The sequence below is a fragment of the Lactobacillus sp. B4026 genome (genome assembly GCF_026535825.1).
Lineage (GTDB): Bacteria > Bacillota > Bacilli > Lactobacillales > Lactobacillaceae > Lactobacillus > Lactobacillus panisapium.
On the sequence record NZ_JAFNPD010000001.1, the window covers coordinates 54,151 to 73,135 of the forward strand.

General features: G+C 37.5%; 17 protein-coding genes. 13 read left to right on the forward strand and 4 right to left on the reverse strand.

The window, feature by feature from the left end:
• The first annotated feature begins 1 nt into the window (after window position 1).
• The 3 genes from J3U69_RS00420 to J3U69_RS00430 are packed head-to-tail and all read left to right on the forward strand — an operon-like array spanning window position 2 to window position 2,047.
• Window positions 2–775, forward strand: a complete 774-nt coding sequence (locus tag J3U69_RS00420) for a Cof-type HAD-IIB family hydrolase (RefSeq protein WP_267412681.1) — start codon at window positions 2–4, stop codon at window positions 773–775.
• 13 nt (window positions 776–788) lie between these two features.
• Entirely contained in the window at window positions 789–1,169 is a 381-nt protein-coding gene (locus tag J3U69_RS00425) for a VOC family protein (RefSeq protein WP_220220844.1), read from the forward strand.
• Between the two features lie 5 nt (window positions 1,170–1,174).
• The gene (locus tag J3U69_RS00430) at window positions 1,175–2,047 is read left to right on the forward strand and encodes an ROK family protein (protein WP_267412682.1); all 873 of its coding nucleotides are present in this window, start codon (window positions 1,175–1,177) and stop codon (window positions 2,045–2,047) included.
• 224 nt (window positions 2,048–2,271) lie between these two features.
• Here J3U69_RS00430 and J3U69_RS00435 read toward each other — a convergent pair whose 3' ends face one another.
• Window positions 2,272–2,643, reverse strand: coding sequence for a bacteriocin immunity protein (locus J3U69_RS00435; protein ID WP_103751979.1), 372 nt, complete (start codon window positions 2,641–2,643; stop codon window positions 2,272–2,274).
• Between the two features lie 4 nt (window positions 2,644–2,647).
• Window positions 2,648–3,412 (reverse strand): DeoR/GlpR family DNA-binding transcription regulator, encoded by a 765-nt coding sequence (locus J3U69_RS00440; RefSeq protein WP_220220847.1) that lies wholly within the window; start codon window positions 3,410–3,412, stop codon window positions 2,648–2,650.
• 288 nt (window positions 3,413–3,700) lie between these two features.
• Between J3U69_RS00440 and J3U69_RS00445 the strand changes: the two genes are divergently transcribed.
• Entirely contained in the window at window positions 3,701–6,100 is a 2,400-nt protein-coding gene (locus tag J3U69_RS00445) for a phosphoketolase family protein (protein WP_267412683.1), read from the forward strand.
• A 73-nt stretch (window positions 6,101–6,173) separates the two neighbouring features.
• On the opposite strand, the gene J3U69_RS00450 is transcribed toward J3U69_RS00445, so the two are convergent.
• A complete protein-coding gene (locus J3U69_RS00450; RefSeq protein ID WP_267412684.1) occupies window positions 6,174–7,538 on the reverse strand; it encodes a PTS transporter subunit EIIC in 1,365 nt (454 codons plus the stop codon).
• A gap of 414 nt (window positions 7,539–7,952) precedes the next feature.
• Here J3U69_RS00450 and J3U69_RS00455 point away from each other — a divergent pair, with 414 nt between their 5' ends.
• The 3 genes from J3U69_RS00455 to J3U69_RS00465 all read left to right on the forward strand — a co-directional run bounded on the left by J3U69_RS00455 (window position 7,953) and on the right by J3U69_RS00465 (window position 13,178).
• Window positions 7,953–9,146 carry a bifunctional metallophosphatase/5'-nucleotidase gene (locus tag J3U69_RS00455; protein WP_267412685.1) on the forward strand — a complete coding sequence of 398 codons (1,194 nt, stop codon included), beginning with the start codon at window positions 7,953–7,955 and terminating at the stop codon, window positions 9,144–9,146.
• Window positions 9,147–9,156: 10 nt separating this feature from the next.
• Window positions 9,157–10,329: a nucleoside transporter C-terminal domain-containing protein gene (locus tag J3U69_RS00460; RefSeq protein ID WP_267412686.1), complete on the forward strand. Its 1,173-nt coding sequence runs from the start codon at window positions 9,157–9,159 to the stop codon at window positions 10,327–10,329.
• 179 nt (window positions 10,330–10,508) lie between these two features.
• Entirely contained in the window at window positions 10,509–13,178 is a 2,670-nt protein-coding gene (locus tag J3U69_RS00465; RefSeq protein ID WP_267412687.1) for a calcium-translocating P-type ATPase, PMCA-type, read from the forward strand.
• Window positions 13,179–13,300: 122 nt separating this feature from the next.
• On the opposite strand, the gene J3U69_RS00470 is transcribed toward J3U69_RS00465, so the two are convergent.
• Window positions 13,301–13,750: a GAF domain-containing protein gene (locus tag J3U69_RS00470; protein WP_103751986.1), complete on the reverse strand. Its 450-nt coding sequence runs from the start codon at window positions 13,748–13,750 to the stop codon at window positions 13,301–13,303.
• A gap of 318 nt (window positions 13,751–14,068) precedes the next feature.
• Here J3U69_RS00470 and J3U69_RS00475 point away from each other — a divergent pair, with 318 nt between their 5' ends.
• From J3U69_RS00475 to J3U69_RS00500, 6 genes are all read left to right on the forward strand, one after another.
• Window positions 14,069–14,806 (forward strand): amino acid ABC transporter ATP-binding protein, encoded by a 738-nt coding sequence (locus tag J3U69_RS00475; RefSeq protein ID WP_103751987.1) that lies wholly within the window; start codon window positions 14,069–14,071, stop codon window positions 14,804–14,806.
• Window positions 14,807–14,817: 11 nt separating this feature from the next.
• On the forward strand, window positions 14,818–15,633 hold the full coding sequence (locus tag J3U69_RS00480; protein WP_103751988.1) for a transporter substrate-binding domain-containing protein: 816 nt from the start codon (window positions 14,818–14,820) through the stop codon (window positions 15,631–15,633).
• Window positions 15,630–16,268: an amino acid ABC transporter permease gene (locus J3U69_RS00485; protein WP_103751989.1), complete on the forward strand. Its 639-nt coding sequence runs from the start codon at window positions 15,630–15,632 to the stop codon at window positions 16,266–16,268. Before J3U69_RS00480 ends, J3U69_RS00485 begins: the two co-directional genes overlap by 4 nt.
• A 16-nt stretch (window positions 16,269–16,284) precedes the next feature.
• Complete coding sequence (locus J3U69_RS00490; RefSeq protein WP_220232849.1) at window positions 16,285–16,938, forward strand: amino acid ABC transporter permease; 654 nt, start codon at window positions 16,285–16,287, stop codon at window positions 16,936–16,938.
• Between the two features lie 225 nt (window positions 16,939–17,163).
• Window positions 17,164–18,141 carry an SIS domain-containing protein gene (locus J3U69_RS00495; RefSeq protein ID WP_220232850.1) on the forward strand — a complete coding sequence of 326 codons (978 nt, stop codon included), beginning with the start codon at window positions 17,164–17,166 and terminating at the stop codon, window positions 18,139–18,141.
• A 13-nt stretch (window positions 18,142–18,154) separates the two neighbouring features.
• On the forward strand, window positions 18,155–18,970 hold the full coding sequence (locus J3U69_RS00500) for a PfkB family carbohydrate kinase (protein WP_267412688.1): 816 nt from the start codon (window positions 18,155–18,157) through the stop codon (window positions 18,968–18,970).
• Window positions 18,971–18,985: the final 15 nt, after the last annotated feature.

The following is an 18,985-nucleotide window of genomic DNA, read 5'->3' on the forward strand; positions in this document are numbered from 1 at the left end:
CATGAACAAGCAAATCAAGTCTTTAGTCTTCTTTGATTTAGATGGCACCCTTTTATCAAGTAAGTCTCGAGTATTGCCGGAAGTAAGTAAGGCTATCAAGCAGTTAAAGGCTAATGGAAATATTCCGATAATTTGTACAGGACGAGCAGCATTTGAAGTTCGATCAATCATGACAGAATGTCAGATTGATTCAGTTATTGCAACGAATGGTCAATATGTAGAATTTAACAACAATATTGAATTTAATTTCACGATTCCTAAATCTTTATGCCAAAAGGTTTTGAAATATGCCAAGAGTAGAGGGGATATTATCGGTTTTTATAATTCTAGGCAAATTGCAATATCTGAAGATCAGCCTCTTTCACGGCACTTTTATCAAAATATATCTGCACCATTACCAAAAATTGATTCTAATTTTTATCGGGCAAATTCTGTAAATCAAATGCTGGTGATTACACATCATGCAGACGATAAATATAGTGAGCAATTTTCTGAGTTAAATTTTATGATAACTGGGCCACATTCAATTGATACTGTTTTGCGTGGAAATTCAAAGGGACAGGCAATTATTAATTTGATAAATGCTGAACATCTAAGAGTACCTACATATGCTTTTGGCGATGGAAATAATGATTTAACCATGTTTGAAGTTGTGGATTATGGGATTGCAATGGCTAACGGCAATGAGGCAATTAAAGATGCGTCCTCATATGTGACTGATACAAATGATAATTTGGGTATCGTTAAAGGATTAAAAAAATTTCATTTAATTTAACAAGGAGCTGAATATGAATATTTTAAAAGGAATTTCTCACATTGGTATTCCAACAGATAATTTTGCAAAAAGTGTTCATGATTACGAAAAGATTGGTTTTAAATTAGTCAATCAAGAAGATAATCAGGGCAGTGCCACTGGCTTTTTTCAATTAGGCAATTTAGAGCTAGAAGTTTGGGAAACAAAAGTTAATTCTGTCAATGGTGCAATCAATCACTATGCAATTGATACAGATGAAATTGATCAAGCTTTTGAGTTAATAAAGGGCATGGGATTTAAGCTAATTAATCAGAAGATTATGCATCTACCGTTTTGGGATCATGGTATTAGTTACTTTAATTTTTATGGTCCAAATAATGAAATTATTGAAATTTGTCAAAGAAATAAGAAGTAATCAAGATGCTATTAGGTTCAATTGAAGCAGGTGGAACAAAGTTTATTTGTGCTGTTGGTGATGAAAATTACAGAATAAAAAAAGCAATTAAAATTGTAACTACAACACCGCAAGAGACACTTCAAAAGGTAGTTGATTTTCTGGCTAATTATCCCGTGAGAGCTATTAGTATAGCCTCTTTTGGCCCTATAGAAATTCGAAAAACATCAAGTAGTTATGGGTATATAACAAATACGCCTAAAAAGGGTTGGAAAAACACTAATTTTGTTGGTTACATAAAAAATAAGGTTAATGTTCCGATATTTATTACAACAGATGTCAATGGTTCAGCATATGGTGAGTATGTGATGTCATTACTTTCAAATGAAGATGTTGATTCATTAGTTTATTATACTATTGGTACAGGTGTAGGTGGTGGAGCCTTAATAAATGGTCATTTACTTGGCAGTCAAGGGCATCCTGAAATGGGTCATGTTTTGTTGAAACGGCATCCTAAAGATAAAGGTTTTATTGGAACATGTCCGTTTCACCATGATTGCTTAGAAGGACTCGTATCGGGACCAACATTTGAAGCCAGATTAGGAAAAGCTGGGTCAAAAGTTCCCTTAAGTAATCCGGTTTGGGAAATAATGGGCTACTATGTTGCACAAGCGGCTTTACAAGTTACGTTAATTTTACGCCCTGATAAAATCGTTTTTGGTGGAGGAGTAGTTAGTGAAAAATTTTTAGAAAAAGTTAGATTTTATTTTAGGCAGATGTTAAACAATTACATCAAAGTACCACCGCTTGAGCAATACATAACAATGCCAGCTGTAGAAAATAATGGCTCTGCAACCATTGGAAATTTAGCACTAGCTAAAAATTTATTAAAACAATAAAGCTAACAAAATGTCCGAATAATTTAAATCGATTATCTATATTCTCATTCTTATAGGAAGAAAACTGATTAGGAAAGTAACCTGAAAATTTTATTCCAATCAAAGCATGTATAAGGCGAAGAAGTTATAGTTATGACACAAAAATTTTTTGATGATAAAAAGCAAAAGAAAAACGACAAGCTTAAGCTTGCCGTTTTTTGGATACATTTTATCTAAAAAAGAAACTAACTATTTTTAAATTGGCGTAAATCCGTAATGGGCCCAGAATAGACAAAGTTCAAATTGATCTTCTTTGTATTTGTACCCAAAAGCTGCAATAAATTTTGTTGCTCACAAGTTAAATGCAAATGCTCTAAAGCAATCGTTGCTTGAATGTACATCACTAATTTTCCTGTATATGCCAGCGGGTGATCATGACAGTCGAATTTGCGCATTACCAGGCCAATTGCATCACGTATTTTGCGGTATTTACCAATATTTAGCTCATTATAGATATTGTTGAAAAAACTATTATAAAACTGTTCTAATTCTTGATAAACCTCTTTATCTAACTGTTTATTCTGAATAGCAGAATGGTTAGTAAAAAAGATTTGCATGACCTCACTTCCTTAGCACCGGAATAATTTGCGTACTCGGTGAAAAACAACTTTGCATTTCTTGTGACAAAGGTGTGTCTGTGATCAACACGTCAATTTGTTCAAGGGGAATAGACATAAAAGGAGAAGTGTTTTGACTGTTAAACTTGTATTGCTCTGCAACCACAACGACTTGCTTTGCTCTAGAGGCAGCGAGTCTGGTCAACTCAGAATCACTCATTCTATTCGAATATATGCCATCTTTTTTAACATTTGAAGTTCCAATAAAAGCGGTGTTAAAACTCATTCGTTCCAGCGTTTTTAATGAAGTCACAGAATAACTAAAGCGATGTTCTTTATCAATTTTTCCACCTAATAACCGTACAGCAGGCATTCTTGATTGCATCAGTTCTAGGGAGTTATCAATTGAATTGGTGACAATCTGGATATCGATACCATTAATGAGTTCGCATAGTTTTTTTAGGGTAGTGGAAGGACCAATAAAGTCGCATTGGTTAGGGTGAACAAAACGTTGGGCCATCTGAGCCATTTTAGTTTTAATGGGTGAATCAATTTGGTTTCTTGTTAAAAAGTTGGGCACGTTCTCCTGATTATTTGCCAGCAGGCCACCATGAACACGGATAGCTTGTCCTGTTGAGGTTAAGCGCAACACATCACGACGAGCGGTATCAAATGAAACATTAAAATAATTAGCTAAATCTCTAGTAACTAAATGGTGTTTCTGATTCAATAACTGCCTAATTTCATGAATTCGTTCTTCTTGTGTCATTGCCATTTCTCCTAAAAATAATCTAGCATTCTTTTAAATGGTAATTAATGAAATATTCAGTATATAGTTCTTATTTTAAGTACTTATCAGTATTTGAGCAACTAAATACTTAAAAGCTGCTTATTCTAAAGCCGATTAAAATTACCTTTTGACAATTTAGGAATTAAGTAAATGCGAATTTGATAATTGGAACGAACCAATTTCTAGAATGGTTGAACTTTTTGAGAAAATTGGTATAATGTTCGTATAAAGTTAATTGAAGTTAATAACAGCTATAGGAGACACAATATGGCAGTAGATTATGATTCAAAAGAATTTTTAAAGAGTGTTGATGCACACTGGCGTGCAGCCAATTATTTATCGGTAGGTCAACTTTTCTTAATGAGCAATCCATTATTAAAGCATGACTTAGAGGCAAAAGAAGTAAAACCTAAACCAATCGGTCACTGGGGTACTATTTCACCGCAAAACTTTATTTATGCGCACTTAAACCGGGTAATTAAAAAGTATAACTTGGATATGTTTTACATTGAAGGTTCAGGTCATGGTGGTCAAGTTATGGTTTCAAACTCATATCTTGATGGTTCATATAGTGAACTTTACCCGGAGATTCAGCAAAATGAAGAAGGAATGACTAAGCTATTTAAACGGTTTAGTTTTCCTGGTGGTTCTGCTTCTCACGCTGCTCCTGAAACGCCAGGATCAATGCATGAAGGTGGAGAATTAGGCTATTCGATTTCTCACGGTACTGGTGCAATTTTAGATAATCCTGATGTCATTGCAGCAGTTGAAGTTGGTGACGGTGAAGCTGAAACCGGCCCACTTGCAGCTAGTTGGTTTAGCGATAAGTTCATTAATCCAATTAAAGATGGTGCTGTTTTACCTATTTTACAAATTAATGGTTTCAAGATTTCTAACCCAACAATTGTTTCACGAATGAGCGATGAAGAGTTAACCAAGTATTTCGAAGGTATGGGTTGGCACCCGTATATTATTTCCGCCTATAATGGTGGCGAATTTGATGGTTACAAAGATCATATGCAAGTTCACGAAGAAATGGCCAAATTGATGGACACAGTTATTGAGGAAATCAAGGCTATTCAAAAGAATGCACGTGAAAATAATGATACTACTTTGCCTCATTGGCCAATGATTATTTTCCGTGTACCTAAGGGTTGGACCGGTCCTAAATTTGATGTTGATGGCAATCCAGTTGAAAACTCATTTAGAGCACACCAGATTCCAATTCCCGTAGCTCAAGACTCAATGGAACACAAGGATATGTTAATTGATTGGCTGAAGAGCTACCATCCTGAAGACTTATTTGATGAAAATGGTGCACCTACTGATTTAGTCTTGGCTGACAATGTTGACGGCGACAGTCGAATGGCAATGAATCCGATTACTAATGGTGGTAAGGATGCCAAGCGCTTAAGTCTTCCTGACTACCGGAAGTTTGCCCTTAAGTTTGACCAACCTGGTTCAGTTGAAGCAGAAGATATGACGGAATGGGCTAAATACTTAAACGCAATTGCAGAACTTAATCCAGACAACTTCCGCGGCTTTGGTCCTGACGAAACTAAGTCTAACCGGCTATTTAAGTTTATTGATGAACAAAAGCGGCAATGGGAAAGTTCTGTTCATACACCAAATGATGAAAACTTGGCTCCAAGTGGTCGGTTAATTGATTCGCAGTTGTCTGAGCACCAAGATGAAGGTTGGCTTGAAGGCTATGTTTTATCTGGACGTCATGGGTTCTTCGCTACTTACGAATCATTTGGTCGTGTCGTTGATTCAATGCTGACGCAACACATGAAGTGGTTGAGAAAGGCAAAGGAACAATATTGGCGTAAGGATTACCCTTCACTTAACTTTGTTGCTACATCAACTGTATTCCAACAAGATCACAATGGTTACACCCACCAAGATCCAGGTATTTTGACTCATATGTATGAGAAGAATCGGCCAGATTTAGTTCACGAATATCTGCCAGCAGATACTAACTCATTATTAGCCGTTTCTGCCAAAGCATTTAGTGACCGTGAATGTATCAATATTCTGGTAACTTCTAAACAAGTTCGGCCACAATGGTTCTCAGTAGAAGAGGCAGCACGGTTAGCTGATCATGGCTTATCATATATTGATTGGGCATCAACAGATGGTCACGACAAACCTGACGTTGTCTTTGCTTCAACTGAAACTGAACCAACAATTGAATCCTTGGCCGCAATTGATTTATTGCATAAGAATTTCCCAGACTTGAAGATTCGCTACATTAATGTAGTTGATGTGATGAAGTTGATGAATCCAGCAGACAATCCAAATGCAATTTCAACTGAAGAATTCGATCAATTATTCCCAAGTGATGTGCCGGTAATCTTTGCATGGCACGGTTACAAAGCAATGATGCAATCAATTTGGTTTGGTCGTGGACGTAGTAACGTTCATATTCACTGCTATGAAGAAAATGGTGATATTACTACGCCATTTGACATGCGTGTTGTTAACGAGCTTGATCGTTTCCACCTAGCAAAAGATGCCATTTTGAGCATTCCTCAGTATGCCGAAAAGAGTTCAGCTTTTGTTGATGAGATGGATCGCTTGCTTAATAAGCATCACCAATACATTCGTGATAATGGTAAAGATATGCCAGAAGTTACTGAATGGCAATGGACTGGGTTAAAGTAAATTGTTAAATTAACTAAAATAAATCGTTAAAAAAGACTAACATCGCGTTAGTCTTTTTTTGGTAAATTGATTTTTATTTTTGTTTTTGTGATTCGAATCCCCAGAAATAAGTTAGGACTGCCGCAGTAATTAAAGCAATTCCTGAACCCAGAATCATAAAGCCAATTGGTTTATACATCATCATAATAATGGAAAAGATATTATCAATAAGGAAGGACTTAACCATCACATGCAATGAAGCATTAATGGCACCGCCAATCCCACCAGCAATTGCGGTAATAATAATGAGGCGCTTGGAAGGCATAATCAAACCGTATAATATTGGTTCGGTAACTCCTGCAAAAATACCCGTAATCGTAATTGAGCCTGACAGACCCTTTAATTTTGCATCCTTGTTTTTAAATAAGCTATATAAAAATGTTCCTAAAGCTACGCCAATCTGCGCCCAAACAGCACACACACCAACTCCGCCAATTACATCACCACCGTACATTTTCAAGTTTTGCAAAGTGATTGGCACTAGTCCCCAGTGTAGACCCAGCACGGTCAGAAATGAATAAGCCGCTCCTAAAACTAACCCGGCAACTAGTCGGCTCTTACTGAATAACCACATGATAATCGTAGAAATCCAATTGCCGACAGTGTTACCAAAGGGACCAAAGATTAATACCGTTGCTGGTACCAAAATGATCAGTGAGATCATTGAGTTTAAAAATATCTGTAATTGTTGTGGAATAATTTTTTTCAACAACCGGTCTAATAGGATATATGCACCAATAATGATAAAAATGGGAAAAACAGTAGTGGAATAATCGATTGGGTCTAGTGGCATTCCAAATAAATTAAGTCCGTGTTTGCCAATTAAACCGGTAAAACTTGGCTCTAAAAGGGCTGCGCCAAGTGCTCCACCAACGAATGGATCTGCTTTAAACTCTTTGGCCAAAGTTATCCCCACGAAAATTGGTAGAAAATAAAAAATCGCATTGCCAGCCGCTGATAATACTAAATATGGCGTACTAGTAGTTGAAAGTAAATGCGTACTTGCCAAAACCGTCAGTAATGCTTTGACCATACTAGCTCCTGCCATGACTGAAAGCAGGGGCATAAATGCACCAGAAATAACCTTGGTTAGAGAAAAAGTTGAATGCTTGGAATACTTGGCGGTTTTTGGTTTAGCCGTGGTTCGCTGATTAGCTAATAATTGCTGAATAACATCGTAGTAATCGGCCACTTTGGTACCAATGACGACTTGTTCTTGTCCACCACTATTTACCACGCTGATAACGCAGGGCAAAGCCAATAATTTATCTTTTGCTACTTTTTGATTGTCTTTTAACTCGAACCGTAGTCTGGTAACGCAGTGTACCAGGCCATTGACATTATCTGGCCCGCCAACATAGTTTAAGATGGCTTGCGCATCATCGCTTATTTTACTCATATTGTCTCCTGTATAATTATAAATAAGTTTGATTAAAAGTAACTTATTTTTATCATATTTTTTTAAAAATTAAGCAACATTATAAGTTAGATAATTACCGATGTCAATGCCGCTAATTAAGAAGTACTGATACGAAAAAGCAACAAGAAAAGCTTTTTTAGATTAGCTAGGTGTTTTAACTAAAAATTAAATATGCGTTAATAGCAGTGGCTAAAGCCGTCGGAAAAACTTAACTGCTTTTTGCTGGGTAAAATTTACTACTAATGCTTTTGACTAAATTTGGTGAATGTTTGGCGAGTACTTGTCGGCTTATCTCGACCCGCTTGCGATCAAATTTATATTGCCATGGGCATTCGAGATATTATAAAATCAATTGATAGTATAAATTGCTAACTAATGAGTAAAGGAAAGAAAATGACTAAGCAAATTAATGTTTTAACTACAACGGATCTTCACGGGTTTATTGCAAATGATAAGCCGCAGCCCGCATTAGCATTACAGGGCTTAAAAGATAAATATCCCAATAGCCTGTTAATGGATAGCGGCGATTTTTTTGTTGGCAACCCGTTAACAACTTATTTTTGTGATCAATATGAAGTTTCGCCTTTGGTAAAATATGCCAATCGCGTGGGCTTTGATGTTATGGTGCCGGGCAACCATGATTTTGACCATGGCATTACCTATTTAAAAAAGCAAGTTGAAAATTTGGCTGCTGCGTATGTTTGTTGCAATGTTTTTTCCGAGCAAAATGAACTTATTTTTCCACCTTATGCCATTAAAGAGGTAGCAGGAATTAAAATCGGGGTTATTGGCCTTTTAACAAGCAGAATGTCGATGATTAGCGACTTCGATGTTACTAGTGGGGTAATCGTCAAGGATGCACTACCAGAGTTGCAAAAGCAAGTTGCAGCGTTACGGGATAAAGTAGATCTTGTTTTAGTCGGCTACCACGGCGGAATTGAGCGTGATTTAGCTACTCATAACGAAATAAACTACGCTACGGGAGAAGACGAGACCTTTAAGTTGGTTTCACAAACGCCTGGAATTGACGGCTTTAGTTGTGGCCACCAGCACCGCGTTAATCAAGGGAAAATTAAGCAGACGTTAGTCGTTCAAGGTGGTTATCAAGGTAATTATTACGGTCATTTAACTTTTAGCTTTGATGATCAAGATAAGCTTGTGTCTCGTGATGAAGAGATTATCAAAACTAGTACTCTGCGAGCACAATCTGGTGATTTTTATCCGGAAGAAGATTATCAAGCTTGGCTGCAAGAAAAGCTGGACCTCAGTCATTTAACGGAATTTCTACAAGAAAAGTTTGCCCGCAGACATTTAGGAATCTTTATGAGTTTGAAGGGACAAAGTAGAAAAGAAGTAATCGATTCTTTTACTATTCCATACGGTGTAAGAATTTACCATTTAACTCAAAGTGAGTACCAGGCTTTTACTAAGCAGGACTGGGCCATTAAAGTCGAAGATTATCCTGCTGGTGCATGCGACTTTACGGTTTTAACCAATTCATATGAGATACCAGAGTACCGGTTAACAGACCAGTTCGTTGACAATATCTTTGATGAATATTCTTACTATTTAAAGCAACACGCATAAGGAGAGCATAATGGGAGTAATTGGAATAATTTTAGTGTTGGCACTACTTTATTGGGTTAGTTTTGATCGCAAACAAATTGACTATAAATCAATTTTGTATTTGTTTATTACAGAACTTGTCTTTTTGTTTTTAATTTTAAAAACAACTATCGGCAACTGGATTATTAACGGACTATCTGGCAGTCTCAATATTATTAGTGCTTCGAGTAGCAAAGGGGTAAATTTCGTTTTTGGTGATTTGAAAAATCCACAAGCGGCTTCACAGTTCTTTCTTGATGTGCTTTTGCCGTTAATTTTTATTTGTGCTTTGATTGAGTTACTGCAATACTTGCGTATTTTGCCTTTTATTATTAAATATGTAGGTAAAGTACTGAAAAAGCTTTTTCACATCGATGAAATTAATGCATTTACAATTTTAAGCTATCCTTTTGTAAGTAATGGGGTTTTTGTTCCATTTAAAGATCAAATGAAAGACATGGCCCCGAACCAGTTATTTACTCTATCAATTTATACTTTGTCGAATACAACGGTAACAATGATTGCATCATACATGCATATTATTAAGTCCGAATTTATCATTGTTGCATTGGTACTTAACTTATTTACTTCAATTATCGTTGCCAAGATTGTTGCACCATATGATATTTCACAGGTAAATTATGAAATAACAACCAAAAGTACTAATAAGAAATCGCTGATTACGCGCCTGATTGATAGTATGAATCTCGGCTTTAAACTGGCAATCAACATTTCAATTTCGATTATTGGTTTTGTATCACTAATTACTTTTGTCAATATTATTTTTAAGTCTGCTTGTGGTAAAACCTTGACGGCCTTGATTGGTTACATTTGTGCCCCTGTTGCTTTTCTGATGGGAATAGATCCTCAATCAATGGTCAGTGCAGGTACAGTATTGGCTACAAAAGCTTTTACTAATATTTTTGTGGCAATTAACCAGATTAATATGAATACTGTTCCGCTTAAAACCCAGGCAATTGTGAGTGTCTTTTTAATTTCCTTTGCCAATTTACCTAACTTGGGAACAACTTTGGGAATTATGCATACAATGGTTGATGAAGAACACGGTGAAGCAATTGCTAGCCATGCATTGCGCTTATTCCTCGTTGCAACAGCGGTCAGCATCATTAATGGTGCGTTAGCCGGACTGTTTTATTCATTTTAAATTGCATTGACCTTGTTAAAAATGCCAATTTTATTTATAATAAAATCATCATAAGGGAGTAACAGCAATACCTGCGATAAGCCCAACAACCGAAGAGATACTTCTGGACTTATCTTAATTAGTGAGACTTGTGTGTGGAGAAGCATATAAGTCTCTTTTTTATTATTTAGGAGGTCAAAATGCCCCAGAGTTTTTATAATCAGTCAGTAGAAAGTGTTGAAAAAGAACTGTCAACAACTTGCAAACTGGGTTTGAGCCCAGAACAAGTAAAGCAATTGCAAGAAAAAGACGGTCCGAATAGTTTGGCAAGTAAGAAGAAAACGAGCCTGTTTCAACGATTCATCGCCCAGTTTAAGGACTTTATGATTATCGTTTTGATTGTAGCAGCATTACTATCTGGTTTTGTTGCACAAGAATGGACAGACGCAGCAATTATTATGATTGTTGTGATTTTGAATGCAGTCTTGGGCGTGTTCCAAGAAGCTCGTTCGGAAGAGGCCATTAATGCCTTAAAGAAAATGGCTACACCTAATGCGCATGTGCGGCGTAATGGGCAAGTAGTTGAAATCCCAAGTACGCAGCTAGTGCAAGGTGATATTGTCTTGCTTGAAGCTGGTGATGTTGTTCCAGCGGATTTACGCTTAACGGTCACTAAAAGCTTAAAGATTGAAGAGTCGGCTTTAACCGGTGAATCTGTTCCAGTTGATAAAGAAAATGGAATAATTGCTGAAGATAAGGTGGCCCTTGCTGATCTAGACAACATGGCTTTTGCCAACACCAATGTTACTTATGGTCGTGGAGAAGGAATTGTCACCCAAATTGGGATGAACACCGAAGTCGGTAAGATTGCCACAATGCTTAACAATACCGATGAAACAGATACGCCATTGAAGCGTAACCTTAATCAATTGGGTAAGACGCTGACAATCATGATTTTAATCATTTGCGCAGTTGTCTTTGTGGTCGGCTTTTTCACCAAGCAAGGAACCGAACCAACACAAAAATTAGCAATCGATATGTTCTTAGTTGCTGTTTCACTTGCGGTTGCGGCCATTCCTGAAGGCTTGCCCGCAATTGTAACCATTATTTTGGCTCTAGGAACCCAAGTAATGGCTAAACACAATTCAATTGTGCGTAAATTGCCAGCAGTTGAAACACTGGGCGCTACTGATATTATTTGTTCTGATAAAACGGGAACTTTAACTCAAAATAAAATGACAGTTGAGCAAGTTTACTATGATAATCAGGATCACAAAGCTGCCCAGCCAATTGCTGCTAATACTCCAGCATTGATGGCAATGGTCTTAGCAAATGATTCTAAATTAGATGATAATGATCGTTTGCTCGGTGATCCAACTGAAACAGCCCTTATTCAATATGCGCTAGATCAAAAGATTCCGGTTCACCAAATGTTAACCGATTATCAACGACTGCAGGAAGTTCCGTTTGATTCAGAGCGGAAGTTAATGAGTACGGTTAATCGAGACGGTGCGCAATACTTTGTTGCTGTAAAGGGTGCTCCTGATCAATTGCTCAAACGGGTAACCAAAATTGAGCAGAACGGTCAGATCACTGCAATTTCAGCGCAGCAGAAAGAAGCAATTTTAGAAGCTAACCAGAAAATGGCCAAAAATGCTTTGCGTGTCTTAGGATTAGCCTATAAAAATATTGACCAGTTATATGATGAGCCAACAACGGATAATGTTGAACAGGATCTAGTTTTTGCTGGCTTAGTTGGAATGATTGACCCTGAACGTCCGGAAGCAAAGAAGGCAATCGTTGAAGCCCACGAAGCTGGAATCAGAACGGTAATGATTACCGGTGACTTCCAAGTTACTGCTCAAGCAATTGCTGAGCGTTTAGGAATCTTGAAGCCAGGCCAAGATGAACGAGTTGTAACAGGTGCACAACTTGATGAAATCAGTGATGACTACTTGCAAGAACATGTTCCAGACTACAGTGTTTATGCCCGTGTATCACCTGAGCATAAGGTTCGTATTGTTAAAGCTTGGCAAGCTCGTGGCAAAATCGTAGCTATGACTGGCGATGGTGTTAATGATGCGCCGAGTTTAAAACAGGCTGATATTGGTATTGGCATGGGAATCACTGGAACTGAAGTTTCAAAAGGTGCTAGTGACATGATTTTGGCTGACGATAATTTTGCCACAATCGTCGAAGCCGTTAAGCAAGGTCGTAAAGTTTTCAGCAATATTCAAAAAGCAATTCTATACCTAATGAGCTGTAATGTTGGTGAGGTCTTGACCGTCTTCATGATGACAATGCTTGGTTGGGATATTCTGGCACCCGTACAGCTGCTTTGGATTAACTTAGTTACCGATACATTACCAGCGATTGCTCTTGGCCTTGAGCCAGTCGAACAAGGCATAATGAAACGGGCACCGCGTGGACGAAAATCCAACTTCTTTAGTGGCGGCGTTTCTAGTTCGATTGTTTACCAGGGAATTCTGGAAGGACTGCTAGTTTTGACAACTTACCAGTTAGGGTTAAACTTTGGCCCGCATATGGATAATGCCAATTTGCAACATGCAGATGCGTTAACGATGGCGTTTTTGACCCTGGGACTAATTCAACTGTTCCATGCCTTTAATTCAAAATATATTCACCAGTCAATCTTTTCTAAACATACTTTTAGTAATAAGTGGTTTAACTGGGCAATTGTTATTTCGGCGGTGGTAATGGCTGCTGTTGAATTGCCATTTATGACGAAATTCTTTGATGTTACGGAATTAAATGGTTTACAATGGCTCATTGTTCTTGCAGCTGGTATTTGCATGATTATCATTGTTGAAATTGTTAAATTCTGCCAGCGCCAAGCAGGGCAAAAGTAATTTTCAACGTTTAAAATAAAAAAGCTGATCAATCTGTTTTGATTTGTGTTTCCGCAATTTTATTGAAAAAATGGCGGTCACTTCAAGTAGATGATCAGCTTTTTTATTGCTTTTAATAATTGTTAATTGATGATACAAGCGCCTATTTGGGCTAAATAAGTGGCATCGGTTTTGTCGAAACGATTGAACTTTTTACTATCAAGGTCTAAAACCGCAATTAGCTTCTGGTCCTGCATAATCGGCAAGACAATTTCTGAATTGGTGGCTGAATCACAGGCAATATGTCCTGAAAATTGATGCACATCAGGAACTATTTGAATTTCATGGCTAGCAGCCGCTGTTCCGCAAACACCTTTACCTAGCGCAATATGCATACAGGCAATTGGCCCCTGGAATGGTCCTAACAACAATTCGTCATTTTGGTAACGGTAAAAACCGGCATAACTGACATCAGGTAAATTATTGTAGAGCAGGGCACTAAGATTACTCATATTGGCAATTAGGTCGTGTTCGTCTTTAAGCAAACTCTGAGCCTGCTTAAGTAACATCTGATAATTATTTGCTTTATCCATCTTTTTTCTCCTTTCATGCTAGTTTAAACTAACGCTTTTAGTTTTGAAAGTGCTAACAGAGTTTTTACATTTTTACCGGAAGTGTATAATATTGAGCAAGTCGTTTTTGATTAGCAAAAAGAATTAAGCATAAAAGCAAGCGATTATTGTCAATATAAACTATATATTCTCTTTAAGTTTAGTAAGATTTATATTACAGTTTTGTATAAATTTTCATTAAAAATAGTGCTTAACTTTTAAAAATCTTAACGGCTATAGTAAAATAGAGTCAATGACTTATATATTTTTATTGCAATGACTATGAAAGGGGCGATGACAATGTCGATGATAGAGTTCCATGACGTGCAAAAATATTATGGCCATTTTCATGCACTGCACGACATTAATTTAGAGATTGATGAAGGAGAAACGGTGGTTCTAATTGGGCCTTCTGGCTCAGGTAAGAGTACTTTAGTTCGAACCGTAAACGGCCTAGAATCAATTCAAGAAGGTAAATTGATCGTAAACGGACACGATTTATCTGATCCCAAGACTAACTTAAATATTTTACGTAGAGATGTTGGCATGGTTTTCCAGCATTTTAACTTATACAAAAATAAAGATGTTCTTGAAAATATTATGTTAGCTCCACGGATTGTCAGTCACATTCCAGAAGAAGAGAACAAAAAACAAGCAATGGAATTGCTTGAAATGGTCGGTCTGGAAAAGTGGGCACACAATATGCCATCACAAATTTCTGGTGGTCAAAAGCAACGTGTTGCAATTGCGCGAACACTAGCAATGAAGCCTAAACTTATTTTATATGATGAACCAACAAGTGCACTTGATCCTGAAATGATCGATGACGTTCTACAAGTTATTAAAAAGGTAACTAATGAGAGCGGAATGACTTCCCTGATCGTTACTCATGAGATGGGTTTTGCTAAAGAAGTTGCTAACCGGGTTATCTTTATGGATAAAGGTCAAATTGTTGAAGACGATGATACTACAAGCTTTTTCAAACAACCTAAGACGGTTCGAGCACAACAATTTTTGAGTAAAATTATCTCTCACTAAGGAGGCCAATTATGAAAAAAAAGTTTTGGCTGTTTCCTTTATTAGCGTGTATCTTGATGTTGACCGGCTGTGGCAAAAGTTTGAGCGATCAATCTGTTTTAGATAATGTCAAGCAGTCGAATACGATCACCTGGGGTGTAAAGGGTGATGTTAGATTATTTGGCTTGATTGATGTCCGCGATGGTCAACAAAAAGGCTTTGACGTTGATATGGCTAAGGCTATCACTAAGCATATTCTCGGTCCGAAGGGACGTGCTGAATTTGTTACAACCACTTCACAATCGAGAGTTCCGCTATTAAAAAATGGCAATATTGATGCGGTGATTGCGACGATGTCGATTACGCCTGAGCGGAAAAAAGTAATTTCATTTTCGAAGTCTTACTTTGATGCTGGGCAATCACTACTTGTTCCCAAGAGTTCAAAAATAAGAAGCACTAAGGATTTAAATGGTAAGACCGTTATCGGGGTAGTCGGTTCTAATTCAGTTGATAACATTAAAAAGGCTGCGCCGAAAGCGAAAGTAATCGAACTGCAAGATTATGCTCAGGCAATGAACGCATTGAAATCAGGTCAGGGTGACGCTTTGACAACTGATAATGGTATTTTGTTTGGTTTGGCAGTTCAAAACCCAGGATATGAAGTTCGAGGTGGTACGTTTACTGTTGAACCTTATGGTGTTGCAGTTGATAAGGGACAAACCGGATTCACTAAGGCTGTTGATAAGGCAGTTCTTGAAATGCAGCATAGTGGTGAATACAATCGCTTGATTAAAAAGTGGTTCGGCGACGTTCCAGGATTTAATTATAAGGAGCTGTATCGCCGATGATTAACATTTTTACAAAATTTAGTGGCCAACTGCTCGTTGGATTAGGCTGGACCGTATTTTCCAGTGTGATTGCGTTGTTTTTCAGTTTAATAATTGGAACAATTTTTGCAATTATGGAAGTAGTTCCGAGTAAAGTAGCACGCGTTATTGGACGTGCGTATGTTGAAATTTTACGTAATATTCCGCTATTAGTTATTACCATGTTCTTTTATTTGGTTATTCCAATGTACGTGGTTAAGATTAATGGTTTTACAGCGGGAACAATTGGCTTAACGCTTTACACTTCCGCATTTATTGCTGAAACTATTCGTTCAGGAATTCAATCTGTCTCTGGCGGACAGATGGAGGGTGCACGTTCTACCGGTATGACTTACTGGCAGGCAATGCGTTATATTATTTTGCCGCAAGCATTTAAAATTGTAATTCCACCATTAGGAAATCAGTTTGTTAACTTGGTTAAAAATTCGTCGGTTCTGGCATTTGTGGCTGGATTTGATTTGATGTACCAAGCAAACTCAATTGCTTCAACAACTTTTGATACTATCAACAGCTATCTAGTAGTTGGAGTTTTATATTTAATTATCACGTTGCCGCTTAGTTACTACATGCAGCATTTAGAGAAGAAATTAGCCTAAGGGGAGGGACAGTGAAATGCAAAATTGGATTAACGCCTTTTCGTGGCTAAACATGCGCTTTTTATTGATGGGCCTCTGGGTAACGATTTATATTTCAGTAATTTCGGTTATTTTGAGTTTCATCTTTGGGTCAATTCTGGGTATTATTAGATATTCGAAAATTAAGTACGTTTCAAAGATTGTCGGTTTCATTATCGATATTATCCGTAATGTACCCTTGCTTTTAATCATCTTCTTTACCTACTTTGGATTGCCCAATTTTGGCTTCAGACCGGAAACAATTCCTGCTGCCATTATTGCGATGACAGTTTTTGAATCAAGTATGCTAGCAGAAATTGTTAGGTCAGGGATTCAATCAGTCTCAAGTGGTCAAATGGAAGGTGCTAGATCGACTGGAATGTCCTTTGTTCAAGCACTCTGGCACGTTGTTTTACCACAAGCTTATAAAAACATGGTACCAACAATTATTAGTCAGTTTGTTTCACTGATTAAGGACACATCACTTGCCACAATCATTGTGGTGCCAGAAATGATGCAACATGCACAAGTTATTTATGGTCAAAATGCCAACTATATTCTACCGATGTTTGCGGCTTTAGCAGTACTTTACTTTATCGTCTGCTTTACCCTGTCAATCATTGGTAACGTAATCGGAAAGCATTTGACTTAAGCTGAAAATAAAATTAATTAACTTAAAAAGATTTCACATTTTGTGAAATCTTTTTTTGTTGTAATCCTTTTCATAACTACTAAGATGACCAATAACACCTTTAGCATCGGCATGTTTTATCATTCACTGTTATTAAAATATCTTTAAAAAATGCTTGACATCGAAACTCATTCAACTTATCTTATTATATAACATCATATAACAGCAAAAGATGAGAGGTAAAAAATGAAAAAAGAATATCAGCAAGAAATAAAAGATGCAGTTGCAGCTTGTCAAAAGGTTGCAGGCATTAATCATATTTATTTTGCCGCCTGTGGTGGTTCCATGGCTTTCATGCAACCCGCAGAATATATCATTAACAGAGAATGTGATATTCCGGCAACTATTTTACCAGCACGCGAATTTACCAGTCGCAATCCTCATGCTTTAAATGAGCATAGTATCGTTGTGACTTGTTCACATTCTGGTAGTACGCCCGAAACCAATGAAGCTGCCAAATTTGCTAAGAAAAAAGGTGCTTTAACAATTGGCATTGCCTTTACCCCTGATTCAGCTTTAGAAAAAAATTCTGATTATACTTTGCACTACAGCTGGGGCAAAGGAACGGATGCTGCGGATTTAAACACAGGCGTCTTGTATGGTTTTATTTTTAGCTTTTTAAAAGCAATCACTGGTGATGCAAAATACGCCAAAGCAATAGCTGCACTTGATGACTTAGAAAAGATGGCTGAAAGAACGCGGCAACAGTTTGGTGAAACGGCTAAGAAATGGACTAGTGAGTTGAAGCGGGAGAAGTTGATTTATGCCGTTGGTTCCGGAATTAATGCCGGAGAAACTTATTCGTTTGCTGCATGTTGGCTGCAAGAAATGCAGTGGATAAACAGTAGCTACATTAATTCTGCAGAATATTTCCACGGACCATTTGAAATTACTGACTTCGATGTTCCATTTATCATTTGTGAGGGCATGGGCGTGACAAGACAAATGGACGCGCGCGTAGTAGATTTTGCCCAAAAGCATAGTGATAAAGTTTACGTGATTGATAATGCTAAATACGACATGCATGAAGTTGATGACGAATTTAAAGAGTACTATTCACAAATCTTGTCTGGGGTTGTTTTCCGAATGTTGGCAGAAGGCTTTTCATACGAAAGAGGACATTCATTAGAATCACGTCGCTATATGTGGCATTTAGACTATTAAGGGAATTTGACCCATGAAAATAATATCGATTGGTGATAACGTTGCCGATACTTATGTTAAGCAGCGAGTTTATTTTCCCGGAGGTAATTGTGTTAATGTCGCGGTTGATGCTAAAAGAGCAGGGGCAGAAACTTCTGCGTATTTGGGCATTTTAGGTGATGATGATCGTGCTGAACACATTGAAAAAGCGCTTCAACAAGAAAAAGTTGAGCTGGTTAATTGTCGTAAGGCATACGCTCCCACAGCTCAACCACGAGTAATTCTCACTGACGAAGGCGACCGTACTTTTGTTGCAGGACCACAAAATTCAGCTCTGCACTTATTGGCTCTAAGGCTCACACAAGCCGATTTTGCCACAATTGATCAATTTGATGTTGTTCACGCTGGGATTGATTCAGGAATTGACGAATATTTACCTGAATTACATCAACGAGTTAAAGTTTCCTTTGATTTTTCTATTTCTCGGGATAAGGACTACTTTAAAAAGACCTTGCCACAAGTTGATTATGCTTTCTTTTCAGGCGAAGAGATGTCTGATAGCGAAGTCGTAGAATTCGCTCAGAAGTACTTAACTTTAGGTCCTGAGGTCATTGTGATTACCAGAGGTGCCAAGCCGGCTTTTCTGCTAACTTCACAAGAATCTTATTATCAAGAACCGCAACCAATTAAGGTTGTTGACACAATGGGAGCCGGTGACAGTTTTATCGCCGGATTCCTAGTTAGTTACTTAAATAAAAATAATTTACATGAAGCGGCAGAAGCGGCAAGCAAGAATGCAGCTGCGACCTGCCAATTATCTGGTGGTTTTGGTCATCAGAAATCTTTTTAGGAAAGAGTGATAAAG